At 72.1% G+C, this 25,346-nt stretch carries 26 protein-coding genes; 13 read left to right on the top strand and 13 right to left on the bottom strand.

What is annotated here, in order from left to right; all coding sequences use genetic code 11:
• Positions 1-12 precede the first annotated feature (12 nt).
• On the bottom strand, positions 13-501 hold the full coding sequence (locus tag ACSNN8_RS20380) for a DUF1772 domain-containing protein (RefSeq protein WP_436650859.1): 489 nt from the start codon (positions 499-501) through the stop codon (positions 13-15).
• A 141-nt stretch (positions 502-642) separates the two neighbouring features.
• Between ACSNN8_RS20380 and ACSNN8_RS20375 the strand changes: the two genes are divergently transcribed.
• Complete coding sequence (locus ACSNN8_RS20375) at positions 643-2,052, top strand: Nramp family divalent metal transporter (RefSeq protein WP_436650858.1); 1,410 nt, start codon at positions 643-645, stop codon at positions 2,050-2,052.
• A 12-nt stretch (positions 2,053-2,064) separates the two neighbouring features.
• On the opposite strand, the gene ACSNN8_RS20370 is transcribed toward ACSNN8_RS20375, so the two are convergent.
• From ACSNN8_RS20370 to ACSNN8_RS20360, 3 genes are all read right to left on the bottom strand, one after another.
• Entirely contained in the window at positions 2,065-2,577 is a 513-nt protein-coding gene (locus ACSNN8_RS20370; protein WP_436650857.1) for an FMN-binding protein, read from the bottom strand.
• A complete protein-coding gene (locus ACSNN8_RS20365; RefSeq protein ID WP_436650856.1) occupies positions 2,574-3,965 on the bottom strand; it encodes a ferredoxin reductase family protein in 1,392 nt (463 codons plus the stop codon). The genes ACSNN8_RS20370 and ACSNN8_RS20365 overlap by 4 nt, the downstream gene beginning before the upstream one ends.
• A 64-nt stretch (positions 3,966-4,029) precedes the next feature.
• Positions 4,030-5,919, bottom strand: coding sequence for a Na+/H+ antiporter NhaA (locus ACSNN8_RS20360; protein WP_436650855.1), 1,890 nt, complete (start codon positions 5,917-5,919; stop codon positions 4,030-4,032).
• A 172-nt stretch (positions 5,920-6,091) separates the two neighbouring features.
• On the opposite strand from ACSNN8_RS20360, the gene ACSNN8_RS20355 reads away from it, so the two are divergent.
• Entirely contained in the window at positions 6,092-7,192 is a 1,101-nt protein-coding gene (locus tag ACSNN8_RS20355) for a diguanylate cyclase domain-containing protein (protein WP_436650854.1), read from the top strand.
• A gap of 18 nt (positions 7,193-7,210) precedes the next feature.
• Positions 7,211-7,648, top strand: a complete 438-nt coding sequence (locus ACSNN8_RS20350; RefSeq protein WP_436650853.1) for an RDD family protein — start codon at positions 7,211-7,213, stop codon at positions 7,646-7,648.
• Positions 7,649-7,650: 2 nt separating this feature from the next.
• Here ACSNN8_RS20350 and ACSNN8_RS20345 read toward each other — a convergent pair whose 3' ends face one another.
• The 4 genes from ACSNN8_RS20345 to ACSNN8_RS20330 all read right to left on the bottom strand — a co-directional run bounded on the left by ACSNN8_RS20345 (position 7,651) and on the right by ACSNN8_RS20330 (position 10,656).
• Positions 7,651-7,773 (bottom strand): hypothetical protein, encoded by a 123-nt coding sequence (locus tag ACSNN8_RS20345; protein WP_436650852.1) that lies wholly within the window; start codon positions 7,771-7,773, stop codon positions 7,651-7,653.
• Between the two features lie 158 nt (positions 7,774-7,931).
• Positions 7,932-9,410, bottom strand: a complete 1,479-nt coding sequence (locus tag ACSNN8_RS20340; RefSeq protein ID WP_436650851.1) for a serine/threonine-protein kinase — start codon at positions 9,408-9,410, stop codon at positions 7,932-7,934.
• Between the two features lie 3 nt (positions 9,411-9,413).
• Entirely contained in the window at positions 9,414-9,842 is a 429-nt protein-coding gene (locus tag ACSNN8_RS20335; RefSeq protein WP_436650850.1) for a phosphotransferase family protein, read from the bottom strand.
• 154 nt (positions 9,843-9,996) lie between these two features.
• Positions 9,997-10,656, bottom strand: coding sequence for a hypothetical protein (locus tag ACSNN8_RS20330; RefSeq protein WP_436650849.1), 660 nt, complete (start codon positions 10,654-10,656; stop codon positions 9,997-9,999).
• A gap of 132 nt (positions 10,657-10,788) precedes the next feature.
• On the opposite strand from ACSNN8_RS20330, the gene ACSNN8_RS20325 reads away from it, so the two are divergent.
• The gene (locus ACSNN8_RS20325) at positions 10,789-11,907 is read left to right on the top strand and encodes a sensor histidine kinase (protein ID WP_436650848.1); all 1,119 of its coding nucleotides are present in this window, start codon (positions 10,789-10,791) and stop codon (positions 11,905-11,907) included.
• Positions 11,904-12,572 carry a response regulator gene (locus ACSNN8_RS20320; RefSeq protein WP_436650847.1) on the top strand — a complete coding sequence of 223 codons (669 nt, stop codon included), beginning with the start codon at positions 11,904-11,906 and terminating at the stop codon, positions 12,570-12,572. The genes ACSNN8_RS20325 and ACSNN8_RS20320 overlap by 4 nt, the downstream gene beginning before the upstream one ends.
• A gap of 5 nt (positions 12,573-12,577) precedes the next feature.
• On the opposite strand, the gene ACSNN8_RS20315 is transcribed toward ACSNN8_RS20320, so the two are convergent.
• Genes ACSNN8_RS20315 through ACSNN8_RS20305 form a run of 3 tightly spaced genes read right to left on the bottom strand, consistent with a single transcriptional unit; the run spans position 12,578 to position 14,149 of the window.
• Positions 12,578-13,165 (bottom strand): HAD family acid phosphatase, encoded by a 588-nt coding sequence (locus ACSNN8_RS20315; protein WP_436650846.1) that lies wholly within the window; start codon positions 13,163-13,165, stop codon positions 12,578-12,580.
• A gap of 58 nt (positions 13,166-13,223) precedes the next feature.
• On the bottom strand, positions 13,224-13,601 hold the full coding sequence (locus tag ACSNN8_RS20310) for a VOC family protein (RefSeq protein WP_436650845.1): 378 nt from the start codon (positions 13,599-13,601) through the stop codon (positions 13,224-13,226).
• A 2-nt stretch (positions 13,602-13,603) separates the two neighbouring features.
• Positions 13,604-14,149, bottom strand: a complete 546-nt coding sequence (locus tag ACSNN8_RS20305; protein ID WP_436650844.1) for a carboxymuconolactone decarboxylase family protein — start codon at positions 14,147-14,149, stop codon at positions 13,604-13,606.
• Positions 14,150-14,362: 213 nt separating this feature from the next.
• Between ACSNN8_RS20305 and ACSNN8_RS20300 the strand changes: the two genes are divergently transcribed.
• Together ACSNN8_RS20300 and ACSNN8_RS20295 are read left to right on the top strand one after the other, a co-directional pair.
• The gene (locus ACSNN8_RS20300) at positions 14,363-16,150 is read left to right on the top strand and encodes a carbohydrate-binding module family 20 domain-containing protein (protein WP_436650843.1); all 1,788 of its coding nucleotides are present in this window, start codon (positions 14,363-14,365) and stop codon (positions 16,148-16,150) included.
• Between the two features lie 61 nt (positions 16,151-16,211).
• Positions 16,212-16,679 (top strand): hypothetical protein, encoded by a 468-nt coding sequence (locus ACSNN8_RS20295; RefSeq protein WP_436650842.1) that lies wholly within the window; start codon positions 16,212-16,214, stop codon positions 16,677-16,679.
• Here ACSNN8_RS20295 and ACSNN8_RS20290 read toward each other — a convergent pair.
• Positions 16,657-17,562 (bottom strand): YihY/virulence factor BrkB family protein, encoded by a 906-nt coding sequence (locus tag ACSNN8_RS20290; protein WP_436650841.1) that lies wholly within the window; start codon positions 17,560-17,562, stop codon positions 16,657-16,659. The genes ACSNN8_RS20295 and ACSNN8_RS20290 overlap by 23 nt on opposite strands.
• Positions 17,563-17,685: 123 nt before the next feature.
• Between ACSNN8_RS20290 and ACSNN8_RS20285 the strand changes: the two genes are divergently transcribed.
• Complete coding sequence (locus ACSNN8_RS20285; protein ID WP_436650840.1) at positions 17,686-19,425, top strand: hypothetical protein; 1,740 nt, start codon at positions 17,686-17,688, stop codon at positions 19,423-19,425.
• Positions 19,426-19,476: 51 nt separating this feature from the next.
• Here the strand turns inward: ACSNN8_RS20285 and ACSNN8_RS20280 are convergent, their stop codons facing one another.
• Positions 19,477-20,385 (bottom strand): N-acetylglucosamine kinase, encoded by a 909-nt coding sequence (locus ACSNN8_RS20280; protein ID WP_436650839.1) that lies wholly within the window; start codon positions 20,383-20,385, stop codon positions 19,477-19,479.
• A 95-nt stretch (positions 20,386-20,480) separates the two neighbouring features.
• Between ACSNN8_RS20280 and ACSNN8_RS20275 the strand changes: the two genes are divergently transcribed.
• The 5 genes from ACSNN8_RS20275 to ACSNN8_RS20255 are packed head-to-tail and all read left to right on the top strand — an operon-like array spanning position 20,481 to position 25,342.
• The gene (locus ACSNN8_RS20275) at positions 20,481-21,398 is read left to right on the top strand and encodes a MurR/RpiR family transcriptional regulator (RefSeq protein ID WP_436650838.1); all 918 of its coding nucleotides are present in this window, start codon (positions 20,481-20,483) and stop codon (positions 21,396-21,398) included.
• A gap of 20 nt (positions 21,399-21,418) precedes the next feature.
• Positions 21,419-22,147, top strand: coding sequence for a sugar isomerase domain-containing protein (locus ACSNN8_RS20270; RefSeq protein ID WP_436650880.1), 729 nt, complete (start codon positions 21,419-21,421; stop codon positions 22,145-22,147).
• A gap of 14 nt (positions 22,148-22,161) precedes the next feature.
• Positions 22,162-23,586, top strand: coding sequence for an N-acetylglucosamine/diacetylchitobiose ABC transporter substrate-binding protein (gene ngcE / locus ACSNN8_RS20265; protein WP_436650837.1), 1,425 nt, complete (start codon positions 22,162-22,164; stop codon positions 23,584-23,586).
• Complete coding sequence (locus ACSNN8_RS20260; RefSeq protein ID WP_436650836.1) at positions 23,586-24,476, top strand: carbohydrate ABC transporter permease; 891 nt, start codon at positions 23,586-23,588, stop codon at positions 24,474-24,476. The genes ngcE and ACSNN8_RS20260 overlap by 1 nt, the downstream gene beginning before the upstream one ends.
• Complete coding sequence (locus ACSNN8_RS20255) at positions 24,473-25,342, top strand: carbohydrate ABC transporter permease (RefSeq protein ID WP_436650835.1); 870 nt, start codon at positions 24,473-24,475, stop codon at positions 25,340-25,342. The genes ACSNN8_RS20260 and ACSNN8_RS20255 overlap by 4 nt, the downstream gene beginning before the upstream one ends.
• The last annotated feature ends 4 nt before the right edge of the window (positions 25,343-25,346 follow it).

Raw genomic sequence — 25,346 nt, 5'->3', positions numbered from 1 at the left:
GACGCGGCTCCCTCAGGATCGGCCGTGGGCGACCAGGGACCAGCACAGGCAGCCGAAGGCGGCCGTGGTGGCCAGCGTGCGCAGCAGATTCCAGGCGGTCCAGCGGGCCTCGTCGAAGGCAGCGCGGACGGCGGCGGGATCGGCCAGGGTGGCGGGGTCGCCGGCGGCCTTGAGGGCGTCGTTGAGGGGCACGTTGACCGCCACCGTGACGGCGAAGACGACCAGGTAGAGCACGAGCGCGGCCAGCACCCACGGCAGCGCCCGGCGGCCGGGGCCGAGGAACGCCGAGACGGCCGTGAACAGCAGCGCCCCGACGAAGCTCAGAAGGAACCACGGGTTGAGGATGGCGCGGTCGAGGGCCTGGAAGGCGCCGATGAACGTGCGATCGTCGGTGCGTCCGAGCCCCACCATCACGGTGTGCTGGTAGAGCCCGAACACCCCGGCCATCAGTCCCGTGGTCATGGTCGCCGCGATCAGCGCGGTCACCCTCACTGCGTTCATGTCCTCAGTGAACAGGCGCGCCCCGGCCGCAGCCATCGCCGAGGATCCACGGCCCATACGCGAGACGCTTGCCGGTCGAAGGCCCTTGACACAGCGGCGCGGGAATGACCATGGTTGATGTCTCCCGAGCGAGGAGCGGCCGTGGCGATCACCGACGCTTTCCCGACCCGCTATCTGCCCGCGCCCCAGATCCGCGAGCTGCCGGACGAGCCGCGCCGCTACGGGCGGCTGATCGGCCCCGGCATCATCGCGGCGGGCGTGGGCCTGGCCTCCGGCGAGTTCGTGCTGTTCCCGTACATCGCCTCGCAGGTGGGGCTGGTGTTCGTGTGGGCCGCGCTGGTCGGGCTGATCACGCAGTACTTCCTCAACATGGAGATCGAGCGGTACACGCTGGCGACCGGCGAGACCGCGCTGACCGGCTTCAGCCGCTACTGGCGGCACTGGGGGCTGGTGTTCGCGGTCCTGACGTACTTCGCGAACCTGTGGCCCGGGTGGGTGACCAGCTCGGCGACCCTCACGACGTACATCTTCGGCGGCAACCGCACCGTGATCGCCGTCTGCATGCTCGTGGCCATCGGGCTGATCCTCACGCTCGCGCCGGTCGTCTACGTCGCGCTCGAACGCGCGCAGATGCTCAAGGTCGCGGCGGTCATCACGTTCTTCGTGGTGGCGGCGATCTTCGCGGTCGGCGCGTCGGCGTGGGCCGACCTGCCGCAGGTGGTCACGCGGCCGCGGCTGCCGATCGACGAGCTGGGCTTCGCGCTGCTGCTCGGCGCGCTCGCGTTCGCCGGGGCCGGCGGCGGGCAGAACCTGGTGCAGTCCAACTGGATCCGCGACAAGGGCTACGGCATGGGCACGTACGTCCCCCGGCTGGTCAGCCCCGTGACCGGTCAGCCGGAGGCCGAACCCAGCACCGGGTACGTCTTCGAGCCCACCCCCGACAACCTGCGGCGCTGGCGCGGCTGGTGGAAGTTCGCGAACATCGAGCAGCTCACCACGTTCGTGCTGATCACCTTTGTGACGATCCTGTTCACCTCGCTGCTCGCGTACTCCACCGTGTTCGGCCGCGAGGGCCTGGAGAACAGCATCGGCTTCCTGCAGGTCGAGGGCCAGGTGCTGGCCGAGCGGGTCGGCTCGTGGTTCCAGTACCTGTTCTGGGTCATCGGCGCGTTCTCGCTGTTCGCCGCCGCGCTGGGCATCGTCGACTACACGAGCCGGCTGGCCGCCGACGTCATCAAGACCTCGTACGCCCGGCACGCCAACGAGAGCAAGGTGTACGCCGTCCTGGTGTGGGGCCTGGTCGCCATCGGCATCGTGGTGCTGGTCGCCGGCTTCAGCCAGCCGATCGTGCTGCTGGTCATCTCGGCCGTGGTGGGCGGCTTCATGATGTTCCTCTACTCCGGACTGCTGGTGCTCATCAACCGCCGCATCCTGCCGGAGCCGATCCGCGTCCGCGGCGTCCGCCTGGGCGCACTGGTCTGGTCCTTTTTGCTGTTCGGCGTGCTGTCGGTGCTGACCTTCGCCGACCGCATCGGCGAGCTGTTCGACTGAGCCGGCCGGCCGTCACGACAGGTGCGCGGCGTCCAGGGCCGACTGCAGCGACTGCAGGTAGCCCTCGCTGGTGACGGTGGCGCCGGAGACCACGTCGATGTCCGAGCCCTGAGCCTCCAAGGTCTCCTGCACCAGGGCGGGCACCGCGTACGCGTTGATCTCCTGGTCGCGCCCGTTGCCGGTGGGATACACCGGCACCTGCACGTCGGTGATCCGGCCGCCGGCGACGGTGATGGTGACCTGGACGTCGCCCCAGCGGGTGGAGGCGCTCGCGCCGGTGTAGGTCTTGGCGGCCCCGGTGCCGCCGTCGGAGGCGCTCGCGCTGGGCGACGTGGTGGGCGAGGGCCCGGTCTCCTGCGGCACGGGGCCGGCCGTCGAGGGTGTGGTGGCGGGGGCGGTCGCGGCGGCGACGGCGGCGCCGGTGTCGTTGGTGCTGGTGCGGTAGCTGAACAGCAGCACCAGCGCCGCGACGGTGGAGAGCAGCCAGAGGGTGATGCGTCGCATGGCGGGGCGGCCTTTCGTCACCAGGAGAACTGTTCGGTGTGCACGTGAGTGGCGGGGGTGCCTGCGGCGCGGGCGGCGGCGCGGGCCGCCCCGGTCCACGCCTCGGGGCCGCAGATGTAGACGTGCGACCGGTCGGCCCAGGGGGCGATCTCGCGCAGCGCGTCGGCGTCGGCCTGGTCGGCGTACCGCGCGGGCAGCCAGGAGGGCCGGCGGGCGCGGGCCCCGAGCAGGAACACCAGGCGTACGCCCCGGTTCTCGGCGAACCACGTGAGCTCGTCGCGGAAGGCGACCTCCGCCTCGCTGCGCGCCCGGTAGACCAGGGTGGCCTCGCCGGGCCGGTAGGGCAGGTCCCCGAGCAGCGCGAGCAGCGGCGTGATGCCGATGCCGCAGGCGAGCAGCACGACGGGACCACCGGTGTACTCCTCACCGGTCAGCCGGCCGTACGGCCCCTCGACGAGAGCCCTCGTGCCGGGCCGCAGCGTCGCGACGCGCGCGCTGCCGTCGCCGAGGTCCTTGACCGTGATCCGCACCATCCGGCCGTGCGGCGTCGCCGACAGCGAGTACGGGTGGGCGCGCGACCAGCCCGGACCGTCGAGGAAACGCCACTGGAAGAACTGGCCCGCGCGCACCGGCAGCCGGTCGAGGCGCCGGCCGGTCAGGTACACCGAGGTCAGGCCGGGCCCCTCGGCCACTACGTGGCTGACCACCAGCCCGTGCCGCCAACTGCGCCAGGCGGGCAGCGCCACCCGGCAGGCGAGTACGGCCCCGGCGGAGACGGCGTAGAGCGTCCACCAGTACGCCGCCGCGGCGGGGGAGCCGACGAAGTCGGTGCCGGTCCACAGCTGGTGCGGCAGGGCCAGCCCGGCCCCGAGATAGGCGTACAGGTGCAGCAGGTGCCACGACTCGTAGCGCAGCCGGCGCCGCGCCGCCCGGACCGACGTCACCACGACCAGGACCAGCGCGGCAGTGCCCGCCGTGGCCAGCAGCATGCCCGGGTACGTCCAGATCATCTCCCACAGCTCGGCGAACGCGTTGGCGTGCGCGGCGCCGGCGTAGCCGAGCGTGATCAGCACGATGTGCGCGACCATCAGCCAGAACGAGCAGAAGCCGGTCCAGCGGTGCCAGCGGGCGAGCCGGTCCTGGCCGAACGCGCGCTCGACCAGCGGCACGCGCGCCATCAGCAGCACCTGCAACAGCAGCAGGTCCGACGCCCACAGCCCGGTGAGCCGGCCGGCCGCGGACACCGCGGCGGCGCCTCCGCCGCCCAGCTGATGCACGCCGCCGTTGCCGGCCCACAGCGCGGTCACCACGAGCAGCGTCAGCCCGGCCGCGGCGCCGCCGGTCCACCGGAGCGGGGCCCGGCGGCGGACGCCGGCCACCGCCGGGGCCGGGGGAGAGGTCACTGTCACGCAGCCACCATCGGCCGCCCCGCTGAGAAATCGCCAGCCGCTTGCTAGGAGCCGGCTGTGAACCTCAACGGCGTTTGGCGGCGATCTTCGCGCGGACCCGGGCCACGCGGATGGCCTCCTTGAGCGTCTGCACGTCGTAGGCGCCGTAGTGGCGGCGGCCGTTGATGAAGAACGTGGGGGTGCCGGAGACGCCGCTGAGGTCCGCGGACTCCTCGTCGGCGGCGATCCGCTCCTTGCAGGTCGGCTCCATCATGTCGGCGTGGAACCGGTCCTGGTCGAGGCCCAGGTCGCCGGCGTAGGCGAGCAGGTCGGCGATGCGCAGGTGCTCCTGGTGGTCGATCAGCAGGTCGTGCATCTCCCAAAACCGGCCCTGCAGCCCCGCGGCCTCGGCGGCCTGCGCGGCCATCTGGGCCTGCGGGTGCACGTCGGTCAGCGGCAGGTGCCGCCAGACGTAGCGCAGGTCGTCGTCGGTGAGCAGCTCGCGGACCACCGGCTCGGCGCGGCCGCAGTACGGGCACTGGAAGTCGCCGTACTCGACCAGGGTCACCGAGGCGCCGGCCGGCCCGCGCACGTGGTCGCGCTCCTCGTCCACCTCGGGGATCAGGTCGACGATCTCCTCGACGTCGCCGAGCAGCGCCACCGCCTTGCGCGGCTTGGACATCCGGTTGGTCACCTGGAACACCACCCACGTCACCAACGACGAGCCCGCGATCGCCAGCAGCAGGCCCAGCTTGGCCTCGGACAGCTCCGGCTCCTCCAGCGCCAGGTTCGCGATCAGGAACGAGACGGTGAAGCCCATGCCCGCGATCGTCCCGGTGCCGAGCACGGACGCCCAGCCGGCCCCGGGGCGGATCCGGCCGCGGCTCAGCCACGTCACCAGGGCGGACACCCCGGCGATCCCGACCGGCTTGCCCACGACGTACGCCAGGAAGACGCCCACCGTGACCGCCGACGTCAGCGCCCGCCCCAGGAAGCCCGCGTCCACGGCGATGCCCGCGTTGGCCAGGCCGAACAGCGGCACGATCAGATAGCTCGACACCCCCGACCAGGTGCGGGTGAGCCGGTCGTTGGGCGACAGCGACCGCAGCAGCCCCAGCCGGGCGAACCGGGCCAGCTCGGGCGTCGGCTGCTCACGGAACGAGCGGAACAGGTCGCTGGCCTGCTCGAGCTCGCCGCGGCCCGGGGTGTACGCGGCGGCGGCCAGCCCGATCGCCAGGCCGGACACGACCGGGTCGATGCCGCTGGACAGCGTGGCGCCCCAGATGACCAGGCAGAACGGCAGATAGACGAACCCGCTGCGGACGCCCGCCCGCACCATCACCAGCGTCAGCGCGAACACGGCCAGCGCCAGCAGCAGCGGCGCCATCCGGATCTGCTCGGAGTACGCCACCGCGATCACGATCAGCGCCACCACGTCGTCGACCACCGACACGGTCACCAGGAACAGCCGGGCCTGCACCGGGACGTTGCGCCCGACCAGCGCGAGCAGGCCCAGCGCCAGCGCGGTGTCGGTCGACATCGCGGCGCCCCAGCCCACCGCGCCGGGGCCGCCGGCGTTGACGGCCAGGAAGATGCCGATGGGCAGCAGCATGCCGACGATGCCGGCCGCCGCGGGCAGCAGGAACCGCCGCCGGTCGCGCAGGTCGCCCAGGTCGAACTCGCGCCGCGCCTCCAGACCCACCACCAGGAAGAACAGCGTCATCAGCCCGCTGTTGACCCACTCGCGCAGGTCGAGCTCGATGCCGTCGCCGCCGAGGTGGATGCTCATCTCGGTATGCCAGAACGACTCGTACGAGTCGCCCAGGTTGGCCCAGAGCAGCGCCGCGACGATCGACGCGACCAGCACGCCGGCGCTGCCGGCCTCGGTGCTCAGGAAGTTGCGCAGCGGGGTCGAGACCTTGTGGTGCCACTTGGTCGTCGTGGCGGAGTCGGTCAGCTCGGCGGCGTCACTCACGCGTCACACCCAAGCATGCCGCGCGCCTCCTTTTCCACCCTCTGTGACCAGCGCCTACGCTGACGGCGGAGAGTGTACGGCCCCGGTGTGCCGACCACGGGCGCCGGCATCTGGCTAAGATCGGCAGGTTCAGGCGCGCGGCAGGGAGGCCGCGGCCGCGTCGGGAGGCCCCTTGACCAGCATCGAGGATCTGTCGTCGCAGCTGTCCGACGCCCTCGCGCAGCTCGACGGGCTGCGCACGTTGCACGAGGTCAGCAAGGCCGTGCACGCCAGCCTCGACCTGACGGCGACCATGGACGCGGTCGTGCACGGGGTGACCCGCGCCTCCGGCTTCGAGGTCGCGGTGATCAACGTGCTTCAGCCGGACGGCGACTTCACGGTCGTGTCCGCCGACGGCACCGAGGAGATCCGCCGCTCGCTGCTGGGCACCCGCACCACGCAGGCCAACTGGGACGAGCTGTTCGGCAAGGCCGAGCGGTGGGGGTCGCTGTACTTCGTCGACCACGACCACGACATGCCCGACTCCATGATCACGTGGACGTCCGGCGCGCTGCCGACGCCCGAGGACCCCGACGGCTGGCACCCCGAGGACATGCTGTTCGCCCCGCTCACCTCGCCGGCCGGCGAGCTGACCGGCATCCTCAGCGTCGACCTGCCCCGCGACGGGCGGCGGCCCGGCCCGGTGCAGCGCGAGATGCTCGAGCTGTTCGCCCAGCACGCGTCGATGGCCGTGCACCACGCCCGGCTGCACCACGAGCTCGCCGAGAGCCGCGCCCGCCTGGCCCACGCCGCCACCCACGACCCGCTGACCGGCCTGGCCAACCGGGCGCTGCTGCGGGCGTTCACCGACGAGCTGGCCGGGCGCGACGACGACGGCGAGGTCGGCGTCATGGTGATCGACCTGGACGAGTTCAAGGCCGTCAACGACGTGGGCGGCCACGACGCCGGCGACGAGGTGCTGCGTACGGTCGCGCACCGCATGGCCGGGCTGATCCGTCCCACCGACCTGCTCGCCCGCACCGGCGGCGACGAGTTCGTGGTCGTGGTGACCGGCGGTGACGTGGGCACGGTGCTGCGCGACACCGCCGAGCGGATCCACAAGGTGCTCACCGAGCCGATCGAGACCCGCACCGGCGTCCGCACGATCGGCGCGAGCGTCGGCCACGCGCACGGCGGCGGCCGCAGCGACTTCGCCCAGCTGGCCGCGGCCGCGGACGCCGACATGTACCGCACCAAGCAGCGCCACCGGGCCCAGCGCTCCTGGGTGGCGTAGCTACGACATGATCACTGCATGACGTACGCCGCGACAACGCTCGATGTCCGTGTCACCGGCCGCCGGATCGTGGCGACCTTCGTCGACGCGCTGGTTTTCGCGTTCTTCAGCTGGGTGCTCGAGAGGGTGTTCGGACTGGAGGGGGCGGACGGCTTCGACCTCACCACGCTGTCGAACACCGGCACCCTGTGGCTGAGCCTGGTCGTGCTGCTCTATTACGTGCTGCTCGAGGGGCTGACCGGGCGCACGCTCGGCAAGCTGGTCAGCGGCATCCGCGTGGTCGACGCCGGGTCGGGCGGCCGGCCGGGCCTGCTGTCCGGTCTCGTGCGCACGCTGCTGCGGATGATCGACGGGCTGCTCGGCTACCTGGTCGGCCTCATCATCGTCGTGAACTCGGCCAACCGCCGGCGGCTCGGCGACATGGCCGCCAAGACGCTGGTGGTGCGCGCCCGCTGAGCTCAGCGCAGCGCGTCGAGCACGGCGGCCATGATCGCGGGAGCGGGCTCCGCGCCGGGAGTGCAGCCCGCCGCCAGCACCGGACCACCGGCGACCCCGGCCCATCGCCACCCCGTACCGACCATGTCTGCCGTTCCTCGCGACAGCGAGCCCGCACGACAGCGGACGGTGTGATCGTTCAGGGAAGCGAGCCGCTGAAGCCGTGCCCCGCGGCTCGCCGGCGGGCCGACGCGGCTGCCCGGGATGATCCGGCTGGCTCCGGCGGCTCAGGTGCGGGTCGCCGTCAGCGGCGTGGGCAGACGGCCATCGCTTGCGGGTTGTCCCGCACGTCGGGCAGATACGCCTCGGGGACCCATCCCCAGGTGCCGCCGGCGGTGTCGCTCTGGGTGTACGCCCACCAGACACTGGTGACGCCGTCGTGCTCGTACGGTGGGCCTTTGCGGTGGCACCGGAACCACTGATCGCCGGTGCGTTCGAGCAGCGACGCGTAAGGCGTCGGTGACGCCGCGGGTGAGCGGTACACGGGCACAGCGCCGCCGGCCCAGGTCACCCCGCATTGGTACGGCAGTCCACGACGATCTTCGTCGCGTCGGCAGGTCGCTGCGGGTGTCGGCGAGGGTGAGGTCGAGGGCGCCGGGGGCGCCCCCGGCAGGACCGCCGGCGGTAGTGGAGGCGCGGACTCGTGCCCGTCAGCCGAGTGCCGGGCCCACTGCATCCAGCCGAGGGCCGCGACGACCAGCAGGCAGGCGGCGGCGATCAGCGAGGACCGCAGCCGGGGCCGGCCGCGCCGGGCCGATTGCCGGCCGCGCGCGGCGAGGGCGGCCCGCACGGACGCCAGCTGAGCTTGGTACTGCGGTTGCCGCGGTGTGTGGTCGCACCATTGTCGTAGCGCGTGAATGTGGTGGAGCGCCAGCGGTGGCAGCCAGCCGCTGTGCATCAGCAGATCGACGGGTTCGCCCGCGGTGACCCTCTGCCGAAGCTTGCGCGCGTCCGGTCGTCGTGCCGGCCGAGGGTTCAGGCAGTCGGCGAGGATGTGAAGGCTGCCGGGTAGCCGCTTCTTGTCCAGGCCGGTCCGCGGGTCGACGTACTGGCCCGTCATCGCGTACCAGACCACGGCGCCGATACACCAGATGTCGCCCTTGCGGGTTTCCCGGCGACCCTTGAGGCGCTCCGGGGGTATGAATCCCGCCGAACCGATCGGGTGGCCGGCAGCGGTGATCCGCCGCGTCTGGGGCAGCAGCGAGATCCCGAAGTCGATGACGCGTGGACCGCGCTGCTCGAGCAGGACATTCCCGGGCTTCAGATCGCGGTGCACCAGGCGAGCGTCGTGAATGTCGACAAAGGCAGCCGCCAGTCCGGCCAGGAGCGCGCGGGCGCCGGTCTCGGTGAAACGGGCTCCGCCGTCGACGACCTGGTGCAGGGACGGGCCGGCGACGAACTCCATGACGAGGTAGGGATGATCGCGCTCGTCGATGCCCGACATCACCACCGCAGCGGTGTAGCGGCTGTCGACCCGCCGGGCCGCCGCGGCCTCGTTGAGGAATCGCTGGCGGAAGTCGGGCCGTGTCCTGAGGTGCTGGGCGATCCGCTTCACCACCACGATTCGCCCATCGGGCGTCAGAGCGAGGGACAGCTCGCCCATGCCGCCGGCGCCGTAGTGGGGGAGCGGGATCAAGTCGTCGAGCTGGAAGTCGGGTGGTCGTCGGCCCTGCCTCACGCGCCCTCCCTCGGGTACCACGCAGTGCAATCGCGGCGTGACCAAAGGTTATCGGGGGCCGTCCGTCGGGCAACAGTGCCGCATTTCGTGCTCGGGCGCGTGGGCCACATCGAACTCGACCGGCCCCCGGCAGCACGTCTCGAAGTCGATGAAGAGGGGGCCGGTCCGGGTCAGGAGGAGGTTGCCCGGATGCGGTTCGCCATGCAGCAGCTGCTCGGGCCGGCCGCTTCGGCTGACGGCTCGTCGCAGACGCTCCAACGTGCCGGTGAGGAACCGCCGGTCCGGCTCGCCCAGTCCCGGTGTCCGGGCGGGGTCGGCCACGAGCCTCTGGGCACTGAGAACGCGCTCCGTGAAGTGTGGAACCGGCAGGTGGACCGAGCGCATTCCGGCATGCAGACGTTCGAGCGCGTCAACGTAATCCGCGGTGGGAACCGCATGAGGAGTCACCGGCTCGTAGTACGCCCAGAGGGTGCCCACGTAGTCGCCCCGCATTCACCGGTTCGGCGGGTCGGCGTCACCCGCGCCGCGGCCGGCGCCTGATCAGCGGCGGCCGAGGTCCGGTGAACCCCCGCTGCGGGTCCACACGGACGACCTCGGCGCCGTTGCCTGTCGTCGTCGGCCGTCCGGCGGTTCACACGACCGCATGCCCGGGATGTGTGGCGGTCCGGGCTGCTGTGCGCCAGACCTGACGGGCCAGCGCGGCGAGACCGACGGTCAGTAGCGTCGTGCCGCCGACCGTGGTCCACGGCAGGTCGCCGGCGGCGATGTGGACGATCAGCCCGGCGGCGATGGCGGCGGCCGCCCAGCGGGGCACCGCCCGGGCCCGCCACAGGCCCACGCCGAGAAGCAGGTTCCCGAGCAGCAGCCCGGACAGGTAGAGGACAGCGGTGACGGTCACGAGGCTGCTGTCGTCGAGCCGGCCCGCGACGGCGATCGCGGTGAGCCGGTCGTCCGAGGGCGCCAGCACCAGCGCCTGCACGGCGACGATGGTCGTCGTCGCGACGCCGGCCGTCTCGCCGATCAGCACCAACGCGCCTCCGGCCGCCGCCGCCGGCGCGCCCCGGCGCGGGACCAGCCGCAGGACCGCGATCACGACGGCGGGGGCGAGCAGGGCGCCGAGCATGCGGAACAGGTAGACGGCGGTGATGACGGTCGTGTTTTGCGCCATCGTCTCGAGCCGGGCGGCGGGGTCCGCGGAGAACACCGGCCCGAACGATGCGCCCAGGAACGTGGTGACCGCGGAGCCGGCGACGGCCGTCGCGATCATGCGGGTGCGCCATGTGGTCGACATGACCCGAAGGATGCGAGCCCGCCGCCGGCCGTGTCGTCACCACCGGGATCGTTCCCGGTGCTTCGCCCGGGGGATCCGGGCTCCCTCCCGCGGGTGAGTCGCACCCTGCCCCGGCGGGCTTATCGTGAGGCGGTGGCAGCTCGGCGAAGCCTGCCCGCCGGCGATCCGGCGATCGCCGCCGCCCTGACGGCGGTGGCGTTGTTCGAGATCTCCGTGAGCACCGGGCGGTACTCGGTCCACGGTCACCTGACGGTGGCCGTAGTCGCCGTGCTGGCCTCGTGCGCCGCGCTGCTGTGGCGCCGCCGCGCGCCGGTGCTGGTCGCCGCCTTCGCGCTGGGCGTGCTGACGGCGGCGTTCCTGGCCGGCGTCGTCCCGCAGGCCTGGCTCGTCCCGTACGTGCTGGTCCTGAGCTATTCGGTCGGGGCACACGCGCCGGGCAGGCGATCCGGCGCGGGGCTCGGGATCGTCGTCGCGCTGGCGTTGACCATCACGGTCTTCGCCGTCGAGGAGCCCGGCCAGAGCGCGCCCTCCGACTACGTCTTCACCGTCGCCGTGTGCGGCGCGGCCTGGCTGGCCGGGCACGCGCTGCGCCGCCGGCACGCGCAGGCGGCCGCGGACCATCGCGCCGCGCTGGCGGCCGAACGCGCCCGGATCGCCCGCGAGCTGCACGACGTCGTCGCGCACGGGCTCAGCGTGATCGCGATCCAGTCCGACGCCGCCGAGCAGGCCCTCGCCGTCGACCCCCGGCTGGCCGGGGAGCCGTTGCGGGCGATCCGCGCGACCGCGCAGGAGTCGCTGGGGGAGATGCGCCGGCTCGTCGGCCTGCTGCGGGTCGACGACAGCGGGCCGCTGCAACCCCAGCCGGGAACGCGGCACCTGGACGCGCTGACCGAGGAGGTCCGTGCCGCGGGCGTCCGGGTCGACCTCGACCTCACCGGTGAGGCCGCCGCGCTGCCGCCCGGCCTCGACCTGGTGGTGTACCGGATCGTGCAGGAGTCGCTCACCAACGTCTGCCGGCACGCGGGCCCGGCCGCGTCCGTGCGGGTCAGCGCCCGGGTGGGCGAGCGCGACGTGCTGGTCGAGGTGGTCGACGACGGCGTGGCGGCCGGGCAGCCCTCCGCCGGCGGGCACGGGCTGCTCGGCCTGCGCGAGCGGGTCGCCCTCTACGGCGGACGGTTCGACGCGGGCCCGCTGCCCGGCGGCGGCTTCCGGGTGCGCGCGAGCCTGCCGGTGCCTGGGAGCGCCCGGTGATCCGCGTCGTGCTCGCCGACGACCAGGCGCTGGTGCGCGCCGGCTTCACCCTGCTGCTGAACCTGCAGCCCGACATGGAGGTGGTCGGCGAGGCCGCCGACGGCCGGCAGGCGCTGGCCGTCGTGCGCGCCACGAGGCCGGACGTCGTGCTCATGGACATCCGGATGCCGGTGCTCGACGGGCTCGAGGCGACCCGCCGCCTGGTGGGCGCGCGCAGTCCGGCCCGCGTCCTCATGCTGACCACGTTCGACCTGGACGAGTATGTGTACGAGGCGATGCGCGCGGGCGCGAGTGGTTTCCTGCTCAAGGACGTCGGGCACGAGCTGCTGTTCGCGGGCGTCCGCACGGTGGCCGCCGGCGACGCGCTGGTCGCGCCCACCGTGACGCGGCGGCTGATCGAGCAGTTCGTGCGGCGCCCGCCCGCCGGCGCCGGACCGCCGGCCGAGTTCGCCCGGCTGACCGCGCGCGAGCTGGAGGTGCTGCGGCTGCTGGCCCGCGGCCTGACGAACGCCGAGATCGCCGGCGAGCTCACCGTCGCCGACCAAACGGTGAAGACGCACGTCGCGCACCTGCTCGCCAAGCTCGGCCTGCGCGACCGCGTGCAGGCCGTCGTCCTGGCGTACGAGACCGGCCTGATCGTCCCGGGCGACCGCACCCACCGGTGAGCGGGTCAGTCCAGCTGTCCGTCGTAGTCGGGCAGCTTGAACGTCCGCTCCGCGTGGCCTCCGCCGAGGTCGGAGGCGCTGTTGCCGACGTTCGCCACGATCGTGTAGCCGCGCCGCTCGATGTCGGTGCGCGCCTTCGTCTTGAGCGTCTGGTTGCTGCTGAAGTCGAGCGTGGGCCGCGTGTAGACGTCGGTGATCGGATATCCGGCCGCGCGCAGGTTCACCACGGTCACGGCCTCGATGATCTCGGGGCGGGCCGTCACGAAGAACACCGCCGCGCCGGCCGCCTGCGCCTGGCGCGCGAGCGCCAGCACCGAGGGCGTCGCGGCGTACGGGCGGTACTTGCTCTGCAGGGCCGTGTTGTCGATGTCGAGCACGATCGCGGCGCGGACCCGGGCGTCGGGCAGGCGACCGGCCAGGTAGGACCGGGCCTCGCCGGTCACCGCGGTCACGTCCGAGAGCCAGGTCTCGTACGAGGGGAGGGCCTGGACCGTGACGGCAGGAGCGGCCGCCGGCCGGGGCGCGGCGACAGCCGGCGGTGCGGCGATGCCGATGCCGAGGGCGGCGACGGTCACGACGAGTGCTGTACGCATGGCGTTACTCCATCGGTCCCGGGTTGCGCGCGAGCAGCGCCCAGGTGATCGAAGTCTGTCAATCGGGATACGGCGCCGGTGCGGTGGGCTCCCAGTAGACCTCGACGCGCCAGCCGTCCGGGTCCAGGCACTTGAAGGAGACCAGGCCGGGCTCGTCGTCGTCCTCGACGATCGGCACGCCGCCGGCGGCCAGCCGCTCCCGCAGCCGCCGCACCGCCTGCGCGCTGGGCAGCGTGAAGCCGAAGTGGAGGAAGGTCCCGGCCGGCGGTCGCTCGGGTGCGGGATGCAGGGCGAGGTCGAACCCGTCCGAGCTCACGATCGTCGTGCCGTCGGGAAAGGAGCGGGCGGCCGCGGGGTCGAACCCGAAGTACGTGGCGTAGAAGCGCAGGCTGCGCTCGAGGTCGTGCACGGGCAGGCCGAGGTGGGTGACGCGCATCGTCAGGCCTGCGGGGGCATGCGGTAGCCGTGCTCGACGATGCGGGCCGCGCCGGCCTCGTACGCCGCGGGGTCCCGGGGCGCGAAGGTGCCGAGCGCGTCGACGTAGCGGTTGAACATGCTGAACGCGGCGGCGATCAGCACGGTGTCGTGGATCTCGGCGTCGGACGCGCCGGCGTCGCGGGCCGCGGCGATCACGGCGGGGGTCACGTCGTGGCCGCCGGCGCGGGTGGCCGCCGCGAGCGACAGCAGCGCGCGGAGCTTGTCCGGCACGGGCGCCGTGGGCAGGTCGACGCGCACCTGGTCGAGCACCGCAGCGCCCTGGGCGGCGGCGGCCGCGCCGTGCGAGCCGGCGCAGAAGGTGCAGTCGTTGAGGTCCGAGACGTACGCGGCGATCAGCTCGCGTTCGCCGCGCGTGAGCGTGCTCTCGCCGCGCAGCAGGGTCTCGGCCAGCTCCATCAGCGGGCGGGCGGTCTCGGGGCGGTAGCGGAGCAGGCCGCGGATGCCGGGGTCGGTGGTCTCGTCGACGCCTAGATCGATGTACGCCATCGCGCCATCGTGACAGAGATTCATCCGTGCAAGTTGGTTGCAAGCCTTTCCAGCTTCTGCAAGGGCTTGCTATCGTCCGTTCCAATGTGAACGCGGTATTACGCCCTTGCTACGGTTCCGTCGCTGGTGGTGGACCGCGCCGCTGTTCTCGTGCAACGACACGCCTCGATGCAGGTCACGCGAGGCGCCGTGTCCCCACAGCAAGGAGAACCGATGAGAACCCGACGGTTGTGGATCGCCCCCACGATCCTCGCCATGCTCGCCGCGTTCGTCGCGGTCCTGGTCGCCGCCCGCCCCGAGCCGGCCGGCGCGAAGCCCGACGCCAACCCCGGCCCGCGCGACGTGGTCGTGCACCTGTTCGAGTGGCCGTGGGCGTCGGTCGCGTCGGAGTGCACCAACGTGCTCGGCCCCAAGGGCTTCGGCGGCGTGCAGGTGTCGCCGCCGCAGGAGCACGTCGTGCTGCCCGGCTCCGGCTACCCGTGGTGGCAGGACTACCAGCCGGTCAGCTACCAGCTGGTCTCCCGGCGCGGCGACCGGGCGGCGTTCGCGGCCATGGTGAGCACCTGCCACCGCGCGGGCGTGAAGATCTACGTCGACGCCGTGCTCAACCACATGGCCGGCGGCGCGTCCACCGGCGCCGGGTCGGCGGGCTCGACGTACGGCCACTACGCGTACCCGGCGGTGCCGTACGGCACGAACGACTTCCACCACTGCGGCCGCAACGGCAATGACGACATCGCGAACTGGGGCGACCGGTGGGAGATCCAGAATTGCGAGCTGGTCGACCTGTCGGACCTCAAGACCGAGGCCGAGTACGTGCGGGGCAAGCTCGTCGCGTACCTCAACGACCTGATCTCGCTGGGCGTCGACGGGTTCCGGGTCGACGCGGCCAAGCACGTGCCCGTCGCGGACCTGCAGAACATCTACTCGCGGCTGAGCGGCACGCCGTGGATCTTCCAGGAGACGATCGAGGGCGGCGCCGGTGAGCCGTCGCCGTCGGAGTACGCGGGCATCGGCGACGTGACCGAGTTCCGGTACGGCGACGTGGTGGGCACCGCGTTCCGTGACGGCACCCTGTCGGGCCTGCAGAACCTGCCCTCGCAGATGCTGCTCGCGAGCGGCGACGCGGTGGCGTTCATCGACAACCACGACACCCAGCGCAACGGCCGGGCCAAGCTGACCTACAAGGACGGCACGAACTACGCGCTCGCCGAGGCGTTCCTGCTGGCCTACCCGTACGGGACGCCGTCGGTCATGTCGTCGTTCACGTTCAGCAACCCCGAGGCCGGGCCGCCCGCGTCCTCGAACGGCACGACCAGCGCGGTGAACTGCTCCTCCGGCTGGGCGTGCGAGCACCGGCGGCGCACGACCGCCAACCTGGTCGCGTTCCACAACGCGGCCGCCGGCACGGGCGTGACGAACTGGTGGTCCAACGGCGGCAACCAGATCGCGTTCGGCCGCGGTTCCACCGCGTACGCCGTCTTCAACCGCGGCGGATCGCTGAGCCGCACCTTCCAGACGTCGCTGCCCGCCGGCACGTACTGCGACGTGGCCAACGGCGACTTCACCAACGGCGCGTGCACCGGCACGGCGTACACCGTCAACTCCTCGGGTCAGTTCACCGCCACCGTGCCCGCCAACGGCATGCTCGCGCTGCACGTCGACGCCCGCGGCGCCGGCAGCACCACCCCGCCGCCCACCGGCTGCTCCACGGTGGCCGTAACCTTCGCGTCCACCACCACGACGGTGTTCGGCGAGAACGTGTACGTCCTGGGCAACCGCGCCGAGCTGTCCACCTGGAACACCTCGGGCGGCGTGGCGCTGTCGCCGGCCACCTACCCCGTCTGGCGCGGCACGGTGAGCCTGCCCGCGAACACCGCCGTCGAGTACAAGTACGTCAAGAAGAACGGCTCGTCGGTGGTCTGGGAGTCCGGCGGCAACCGCACTCTCGACACCGGCTCCGCCTGCGCCCTGACCGTCAACGACACCTGGCGCTCGTAGCCGGTGCCCGTCGGAGTGAGGGGAGGCCCGCGCGGGCCTCCCCTCACTACTGTGTGCGCCCATGGGGATCTCCGCGCAGCCGGTCGGCGACGTCCACGTCCTCGGGCACTCCCGCCTCTGGCCCGCCATAGCCGTCCCCGGCGCGGCGGCGGTCGTCCTCGCGATCATCAGTGTCGCGCTCCGGGCGTTCCCCCTGCTCCCGATCGGCTTGGTCGCCGCGGCCCTCATGCTCGCGCTCGTCCGCCGCCGGAACGCGGTGCTGGCCGACGACCTGGGTCTGCTCGTCCGGACCCGCGCGGGCACCACCCGCTCGTACGCCTGGACCGAGATCGACCGGATGGGCTGGCACGACAACGGCCTGCTGGGCAGCGTGCTGGAGATCTACCCGCGCGGCGGCCCCTACGACGTGCCCGGACCCAACTCGTCGGTCTTCGTGGGACGCATCTGGCGGCCCCGGCGGCGGCGCCACCCCGACCCGCTGCCCGAGCTGATGGAGCGCCACGGCATCAAGACGCTGATCGACCGCTGAGCCCGGCCTCCGGGTCGCCCTCGGCGGACAGGTCGGCCGGGTCGCCGGTGGTGCTCGTGGCGGTCAGCGCGGCGGCGAACAGGACCATCTGGTTGATCGCGTTGAGGAAGACCAGCAGGCCGACCGAACCGGCGACCAGCTGGTACGTCGGGTTGGCCGCGGTGACCTGCACGTACCACCGGCCGAGGCTCTTGAGCACCTCGATGCCCGCCGCGACCAGGAACGCCGGGCCCAGCACCCGCCGCAGCGGCATCCTGAGCCGGGGCACGCCGGTGAGCATGCCGAGGACCAGCACCGTGTTGACCGTCAGCGTCAGCACGAGGGTCACCGCGCCCAGCAGCCACCGGGCCGGGCCGGCGCCGGTGTCCGCCGCGTCCACCAGGCGGCCGGCCACGACGCTGGTCAGGTACGCCGCCGACAGCGACACCGCGAGCAGCACGCCCAGCCCGGCCATCACCAGCAGGTCGACCAGCACCCGGACGGGCAGCCGGCCGGGGTACTCGGGCAGCTGCCAGATCTTGCGGATCGACGAGCGCAGCGCGTCGGCCCAGAACCAGCCGGTGATCGGCAGCCCGAGCAGCGCGATGATGCCCGCCGTGCTGCGGGCGGTGCTCAGCGCCTGCACGTCCAGGCGCGGCACGTCGTCGGCGACGTAGCTCTCCACCGCCTCCACCACCGCCGGGCTGTCCAGCACGAACGCGAAGGTCGCATAGGCCAGCACGCCCAGCGCGAAGACGGCGAAGAACGCGTAGTACGTCACCGCCGCGGACAGCCGCCCACCGTCGGCCTTGTCGTAGCGCACCCCGGCCCGCACGAGGTGATCGAGCCAGCCGACGCGTTCGCGGAGCCGCCGCCAGCCCGCCGCGAGTCCACGATCCGTCACGCAGCAGCTCTACCCGCCCGGAGGGCCGCTTACGCGACAACGTGAACCCTCGCGGCCGCAGCCTTGGTCAACGTGGAGTGATCAGGTCTTCTCGCTGAGCAGTGATCACCGCACAATGTGAAGGTGCGCCAGAGAATCCTTCTCACAACGGCCAGCGCAACAGTCCTCGCGCTGCTTGGCGTGGTCACAAATCTGATCACCAACGGCTGGAGCTGGTGGCTCTTCGCCGCCTTCCTCCTGCTGCTTGCACTCTCGGTCGCTTTGTCTTTGCATCCGGCACCGCAGCCGTCCCCGGGACGGATTCCGACCACCAACAGCGACTACAGTCTGGCGCCGCGGGGGTTCCGAGGCGAGCTGTACGGGCGACAAGACGAGCTGCGTGACATCGCCCAAGACATAGCCGATCGCCGAAAGGCGAAACGGTCCGCGCCCGGCAGGATCTACGTGCTGCACGGCACCGAAGGCGTCGGCACGAGCGCGCTGGCCTATGCGATCACTTCCCAGGCGGCGGAACGTGGCGTCCAAGTCTGGCGCATCAACGGCGAGCAGCTCGACACGTTCGAAGGCGGCTTGCACGACCTCCGTCACTCGTTACGCCGCAGGGTGCCACCGGGCGGCGAGCGCCGAGATGTCGAGAACGAACTGTGGGACGCTCTCGATGCGTACGGGGAGCCGTGGTTGCTCGTCATCGATGACGTCGACGACCTGAGCGTGCTCGACGACCGCGGGTCGGCGAAGCCGTCGAGGTCCAGGCACCTCCTTCCGCCGACGCGGCTGCCCGGGCGCCTGCGAATCCCGCCCGGCAACTCGACCATCATCGTCACCACCGCCGACGGGGCTGCCGAGCACATGCCGTCGGTGGAGACCGTGCCAGTGGAGTGTCTGGCGAACGACGCGGGCGGCAGTCTGCTGCACGCTGCGGTGTCCGAGGCGGGGAACAGGAGGGAAGCCCAAGAGCTGAGCGACGCGTTGGGCGGGCACACGTTGTCGCTGAGGCTGGCCGGCGCCTACCTCAGGGCGACGGCCGGCCAGAGCGGGATGCCGATGTCGTTCCGTGCCTACCGGGACAGCTTGAAGTGGGACAAGTCCTGGGATGCGCTGGTGGCGCTGGTGATGCCGGAGGGGTCACGCAGGCTGCGAGACACCTGGGAGCGCTCGTTGAAGGTGATCGAGGCCGAGTACGGCGGCGCCCGGCTCTTTCTCGGCGTGCTGTGCAACATCTCCACGGTGGAGATCCCTGTCGTGATGCTGGACCGCAAAAAGCTGGCGAGGTCGCGGCTCGTCCCGCGGTCGCTGCCGATAGGCGAGGTTCTCGGACGCATGGCCGAGTTCGGGCTGGTCAGCCTTAAGGGCAGGGGCGCGGAGCAACTCGTCCGGATCCACCCGGTCATACAGCAGCTCAACCGGCGGCAGCGGGTCGTGCGCCGGCGGGCCACCAGCATCCGGAAGCTGGTCATCAAGCTCAAGAATTTCTCGATGGCGCAGGCGCCACCCGCCGTGCGTGAGGCGGTCGCGCTGGCAATCGGGGTCGACGTGCCGAAGCACAAGCGGTCCCGACCCGGCTGGGTCACCCGGGTCAACGAGTTCGTGCTCGGATCGGACGATGACGACACGAACGCGGGCGCCTTCGGTGGCCCGTGGCGGCCCGTCGATCCCGGGCCCTCGCCTCCACCAGCGGGATCGGGTGGCAGAGCCTTCGTGCTGAGGGAGACGACAGCGGGCGAGCGCGCGTCAACTGGCGAGACACCCGACGTGCTGGCGGGCCGGCCTGGCCATCCCGCCGTGTCGCCGCATCCTCCGACCACCTGGAATCCCGACACGGACCACGCGAGCGCCGAAGACCAGCGCCCCGAGCTGGCCTGACGAGGACTCCCGCCGCCCCTGGTCCACGAGCGACGGCGTGGGCGGTCGCCGTCACCGAAGCAGGACGGCGTGCAGCTCCTCGGCAGCGAGCGGCCCCAGGTCGCGGGCGGCCAGCCAGGCGGCGGCTGCGGCGGGGTCGCGGCTGCGGGTGCAGGGGACGCCGCGGGAGTCGAGGACTGACCGGACGCCGTCGTGCACGGGGGTGTCGGCGGCGAGCAGGCCGCCGGCGAGCACGACCGGGCCGTCGCGGGGCAGCTCGTCGAGGGAGCGGATCAGCTCCCGCGCGGCGGCCGAGGTGATCGACCCGGCGAGGGGGTCGCCGGCGCGGGCCAGTGAACAGACCAGCGGCGCGAGCGCGTCGATTTCGGCGAACGGCAACCGCTGCGCCCACCGGATCAGCGCGTCGGCCGACGTGACGCCGGCCCGCGAGGCGATCGAGGCGGCGAAGGGCGACGACCACTGCCGTACGGCGCACCGCAGCGCGGCCAGCCCGATCCACCGGCCCGAACCGAGGTCGCCGAGCAGCCAGCCGTTGCCGTCCACGGTGCGCACCACCGACGTGCCGCTGACCTCCGCGGCGATGGCTCCGGTGCCCGCGATCAGCACGATCCCGCCCGGCGCGGGGCTGCCCGCGGCGAAGGCCGTCACCGCGTCGCCGACGACCACCCTCGGACACGTCAGCCCGAGCCGCGTCCAGACCTTCCCGTACGCGGACCCACCTCCGGCCGTCAGCGCGCTCGTCCCCGCGACGCCCAGCACTCCCCGCACGACCCGTTCCGCCGGCACGCCGTGCAGGGCGGCCCGCAGCGCGTCGGCCAGCGAGGAGGCGGCCGCCGCGGGCCCGGCCGTCAGCGGGTTCCCGGCGCCGCCCGAGCCGCGCCCGACGATGCGGCCGTCCACCGTGGCCACCACGGCGCGCGTCGAGGTCCCACCCGCGTCCACACCCACGACGAGGTCCATGCCGGAGATCGAAACATGCGAAACAGTTATTGACTAGAGGCAGAGACGGTCGTAATTTTCATCGGCAACAGCAATCGATGAAAAGGATGTACGACGTGACCGGTGAGAGCGGAGGCCTGCTCGGCCGCCTGCGCATCGAGGGGCCGCAGATGCCCGAGGCGCTGGCGCGCATCGCCGAGACGATCCTGGCGGACCCGGAGACCTCGGCGCACGCCAGCATCGTGGACCTGGCCGAGCGCTCGGGCACCTCGACGGCGACCGTCACCCGGTTCAGCCGCACGCTGGGGTTCAAGGGCTACGCCAACCTGCGGGTCGCGATCGCCACCGAGACCGGCCGCGCCGAGCAGGCCCGGTGGGAGACCGACATCAGCGGCGACATCGCCCCGGACGACCCGCTGCCCGACGTGCTGGGCGTGGTCACCGCCGCCGACACCCGGGCGATCCAGAGCACCGCCGCGGGTCTCGACGTCACCGCGATCGAGCGGGTGGCCGAGGCGATCGCGGGCGCGAAGCGGGTGGAGATCTTCGGGCTGGGCTCGAGCGGCACGGCCGCGCGCGAGATGGCGTTCCGGCTCGAGCGCATCCGGGTGCCGGTCTGGCACCGCACCGACTCGCACACCGCGCTCACCAACGCCGCGCTGCTGCTGCCCGGCGACGTGGCGATCGGCCTGAGCCACTCCGGGCGTACGCGGGAAGTCATCGAGACCCTCGCGGAGGCGGCCGACCACGGCGCGCTCACCGTGGCCGTCACCAGCTTCGGCCGCTCGCCGCTGGCCGAGGTCGCCGACGTTGTGTTCACCACCGCGGTGCAGGAGACGACGTTCCGGCTCGCCGCGCTCTCCGCGCTGCACTCGCAGCTGCTGGTCCTCGACCTGATCTACGTCGCGGTCGCGCAGCGCACGTACGAGCGGACGGCCGACGCGCTGGAGCTCACCGTGCGCGCCGTCGACGCCCACCGGCTGCCCGAGAAGATCCCGACCCGCAGGCGCGGGCGTGCGAAAGGACAGCCGTGAGCGTCACCAGCAAGGACTACCTGAGCGAGATCAAGAGGATCGTCGACCACGTCGGCGGCGGCCAGGACGACCGCAAGAACCGGGCCGCCGATCTCCTGGCCGGCGCCGTTCGCGACGGGGGAGTGATCCAGGCCTTCGGCTGCGGGCACTCCGAGGCGCTGGCCATGGAGATCGCCGGTCGCGCCGGGGGACTGGTGCCCACCAACCGGATCGCGCTGCGCGACATCGTGCTGTACGGCGGCGAGCCGCTCGAGGTGCTCGCCGACCCGGCGGTCGAACGCCGGCCCGAGATCGCGCACCGGCTCTACGAGCTCGCGCCGGTCAAGCCCGACGACGCGTTCGTCATCGCCTCGAACTCCGGCATCAACGGCGCCGTCGTCGAGATGGCGCTGCTGGTCAAGGAGCGCGGCCACGCGCTGGTCGCGATCACGTCGGCCGCGCACTCCGCGGGGGTGAGCAGCCGGCACCCCAGCGGCCGCAAGCTCGGCGACATCGCCGACGTGGTGCTCGACAACGGGGCGCCCTACGGCGACGCGACCCTCCCGCTGCCCGGCGGCGGAGCGGTCGGCGCCGTCTCGTCGATCACCGCGGCGCTGCTGGCCCAGCAGATCGTCACCGAGGTGGTCGCGCGGCTGCTCGCGGCGGGCATCGACCCGCCGGTCTACCTGTCGGACAACGTGCCCGGCGGCAAGGAACACAACGCAGAGATCGAGGCGCGGTACGCCGGGCGCATCCGGCGCACCGCATAGGAAGAGAGCCCGTCATGAACCCTGATTCCCAGGTCAGACCGTACCCCACCCGAAGGACCCTGCTGAAGACGGCCGCGCTCGTCACGGCGCCCGCGCTCGGCGGCTGCGTCACCGCGGGCAACGACTCCGGGGGCGGCACGACGACGAAGGACAACGGCGCCGACAAGACGGCGGAGAACCCGCTCGGCGTGAAGGCCGACGCGCCGCTGGAGGTGGTCGTCTTCAAGGGCGGCTACGGCGACGACTACGCCACCAGGGCGGAGGCCGGATACAAGCAGCGGTACCCGCAGGCCGCGATCGACCACAAGGGCCTGCAGAAGGTCGGTGAGGCGATGCAGCCCCGCTTCGTGGCCGGCAACCCGCCCGACGTCGTGGACAACACCGGCGCCGGGCGCCTGGACATCGCCACGCTGGTCGGCGCCTCGCAGGTCACCGACCTCGCCGACCTGCTCGACGCGCCCAGCCTCGACCAGCCGGGCAAGAAGGTCCGCGACACGCTGCTGCCCGGCGTGGTCGACGACGGCACTTTCGCCGGCAAGACTGTCGCGCTCAACTTCACGTACACGGTCTGGGGTCTCTGGTACTCGAAGTCGCTGTTCGCCGAGCGCGGCTGGCAGTACCCGAAGACGTGGGACGAGATGGTGACGCTCGCCGGCGAGATCAAGAAGTCCGGCGTCGCCCCCTGGACGTACCAGGGCAAGTATCCGGAGTACATCAACGACCCGCTGCTGTCGATGGCCGCCAAGACCGGCGGTCCCGACCTGGTCAAGGCGGTCGACAACCTGGAGCCTGGCGCGTGGAAGCAGGAGGGGCTCGTGCAGGCGGCGACCGCGTTCGCCGAGCTCGCCGGCAAGGGCTACCTGATGAGCGGCTCCGAGGCGCTGTCGCACACCGAGGCGCAGGCCGCGTGGTGCCGGCGGAAGGCGGCGTTCATCCCGTGCGGCTCGTGGCTCGAGAGCGAGCAGAAGGGCGTCGCCCCGGCCGGTTTCGACATGGTCATGGGCACGGTGCCCGCCCTGAGCGGCGCCGACAAGCTGCCGGTCACCGCGGTGCAGGCGGCCAGCAGCGAGTCGTTCCTGGTGCCGGCCAAGGCCAAGAACCCGGCCGGCGGCAAGGAGTACCTGCGGATCCTGTTCTCCAAGCAGTCCGCGACGGCGTTCGCGCAGGCCAACAGCACGCTTCCGGCGGTGGCGGGGGCGACCGACGGGCTCACGCTCACCTCCGGGCTCGGCTCGGTGCGCGACGCGGTCACCGCGGCCGGCGCCGACACGTTCACCTACCGATTCCGTACGTGGTACGCCCCGCTCGCCAAGGCGGTGGACGACGCCACCGGCGAGCTGGTGAACAAGCGGATCAGCCCGGCGGACTGGTCGGCGCGCATCCAGAAGGCCGCCGACGCGCTGGCCAAGGACTCCACCGTCGCGAAGTACACCCGCTGATGCGCCACGGCCGCCTGCGGTTCCTGCTCGGCGCGCTGGTGCCGGCCCTGGTGCTGCACGTCGTGTTCGTGCTCTCGCCGTACGCCCAGGCGTTCTGGCTCTCGCTGACCGACTGGACCGGGGTGGCCGGGCAGGCGCGCTTCGTCGGGGCGGACAACTACGTCCGTCTCGGCGGCGACGGGCTGTTCCTCGACGCGGTGCGCAACAACGCCCTGCTGCTCGTGGTGGTGCCGCTGGTGACGATCGCGCTCGGGCTGTTCCTGGCCTCGATGCTGCGCACCACGTCGTCGCGCCTCGCTCAGGGCTACCGGATCGTCTACTTCTTCCCCCAGCTGCTGTCGCTGGTCGTGGTGGCGGTGCTGTGGAGCTTCGTCTACAACCCCAACACCGGGCTGCTCAACTCGGGGCTGCGGGCGGCGGGGCTGGGCGGGCTGGCCCGGTCGTGGCTCGCCGAGCCGGCGTTCGCGCTCGCGGCCGTGATGGCGGTGCTGATCTGGTCGTCGGTCGGGTTCTACGTGGTGCTGTTCAGCGCCGCCATCGAGGGCATCCCGGCCGAGCTGTTCGAGGCGGCGACCCTCGACGGGGCCGGCCGGTGGGCCACGTTCTTCCGGGTCACCCTGCCGCTGGTCCGCGAGTCGGTGCAGGTCGCGTTCGTCTATCTGGGCATCGCCGCGCTCGACGCCTTCGCGGTCGTGCAGGTGATGACCGTCGGTCCGGGCGGCCCCGACGGCGCCACCGAGGTGATCGGCCTGTCGCTGTACCGGACCGCTTTCACGTACGGCAAGTTCGGCTACGCGTCCGCCATGGGTGTCGCGCTGTTCTTCGCCACCCTGACGCTGGCCCTCCTGGCGCTGCGCGCGGGCCGCAAGGAACGGCTGGAGCTCGCATGACACTGCTGCAGACCCGGCCCGCTCTCCAGGCGCCCGCCCAGCCGGCGGTTGGACGAGCCAATCCGCTGCCGCACGTGGCGATGTTCTGCTGGGCGGTCGTGACGGCCCTGCCGCTGCTGTGGGCGGTGGTCAGCTCGTTCAAGACCGACGAGGAGATCCTCAACGAGCCGTGGTCGTTGCCGGCCGAGCCGCAGGCCGGCAACTGGGCGCGGGCCTGGACGGCGGCCAGCATCGGGCGCTACTTCCTCAACAGCCTGATCGTCGTGGGCGGCGCGCTGGTGCTGACCATGCTGCTGGGCGCCCTGGTGGCGTACGCCCTGGCCCGGTACGAGTTCCGCGGCAACCGGCTGCTCTACTACACCTTCGTCGCAGCGATGTTCTTTCCGGTCTTCCTCGCGCTGGTGCCGCTGTTCTTCGTCGTCCAGCAGCTGGGTCTGCTGGGCACCTATCCGGGGCTGATCCTGGTCTATGCGGCGTACGCGGTGCCTTTCACGGTCTTCTTCCTGCATTCGTTCTTCCGCACGCTGCCCAGCGAGATCGCGGAGGCCGCCTTTCTCGACGGCTGCTCGCATCTCGGGGTGTTCCGCGTCATGCTGCCGCTGGCCCGCCCGGGCCTGACCGCGGTGGGCATCTTCAATTTCCTCGGGCTCTGGAACCAGTACCTGCTGCCGCTGGTTCTCAACCCCGACCCGGACCGGTACGTCCTGGCGCAGGGTCTGGCCGCCCTGTCGGTCAGCCAGGGGTATCGCAGCGACTGGAGCGGCCTGTTCGCCGGACTGACCATCGCCATGCTGCCGGTGCTGGTCGCCTATGTCGCGTTCCAACGGCACATCCGCGCCGGAATGACCGCCGGCGCGGTCAAGTAGTCCC

The organism is Actinoplanes sp. URMC 104, assembly GCF_051386375.1.
Classification (GTDB): domain Bacteria; phylum Actinomycetota; class Actinomycetes; order Mycobacteriales; family Micromonosporaceae; genus Actinoplanes.
This window is presented reverse-complemented; position numbering and strand designations above follow the sequence as displayed.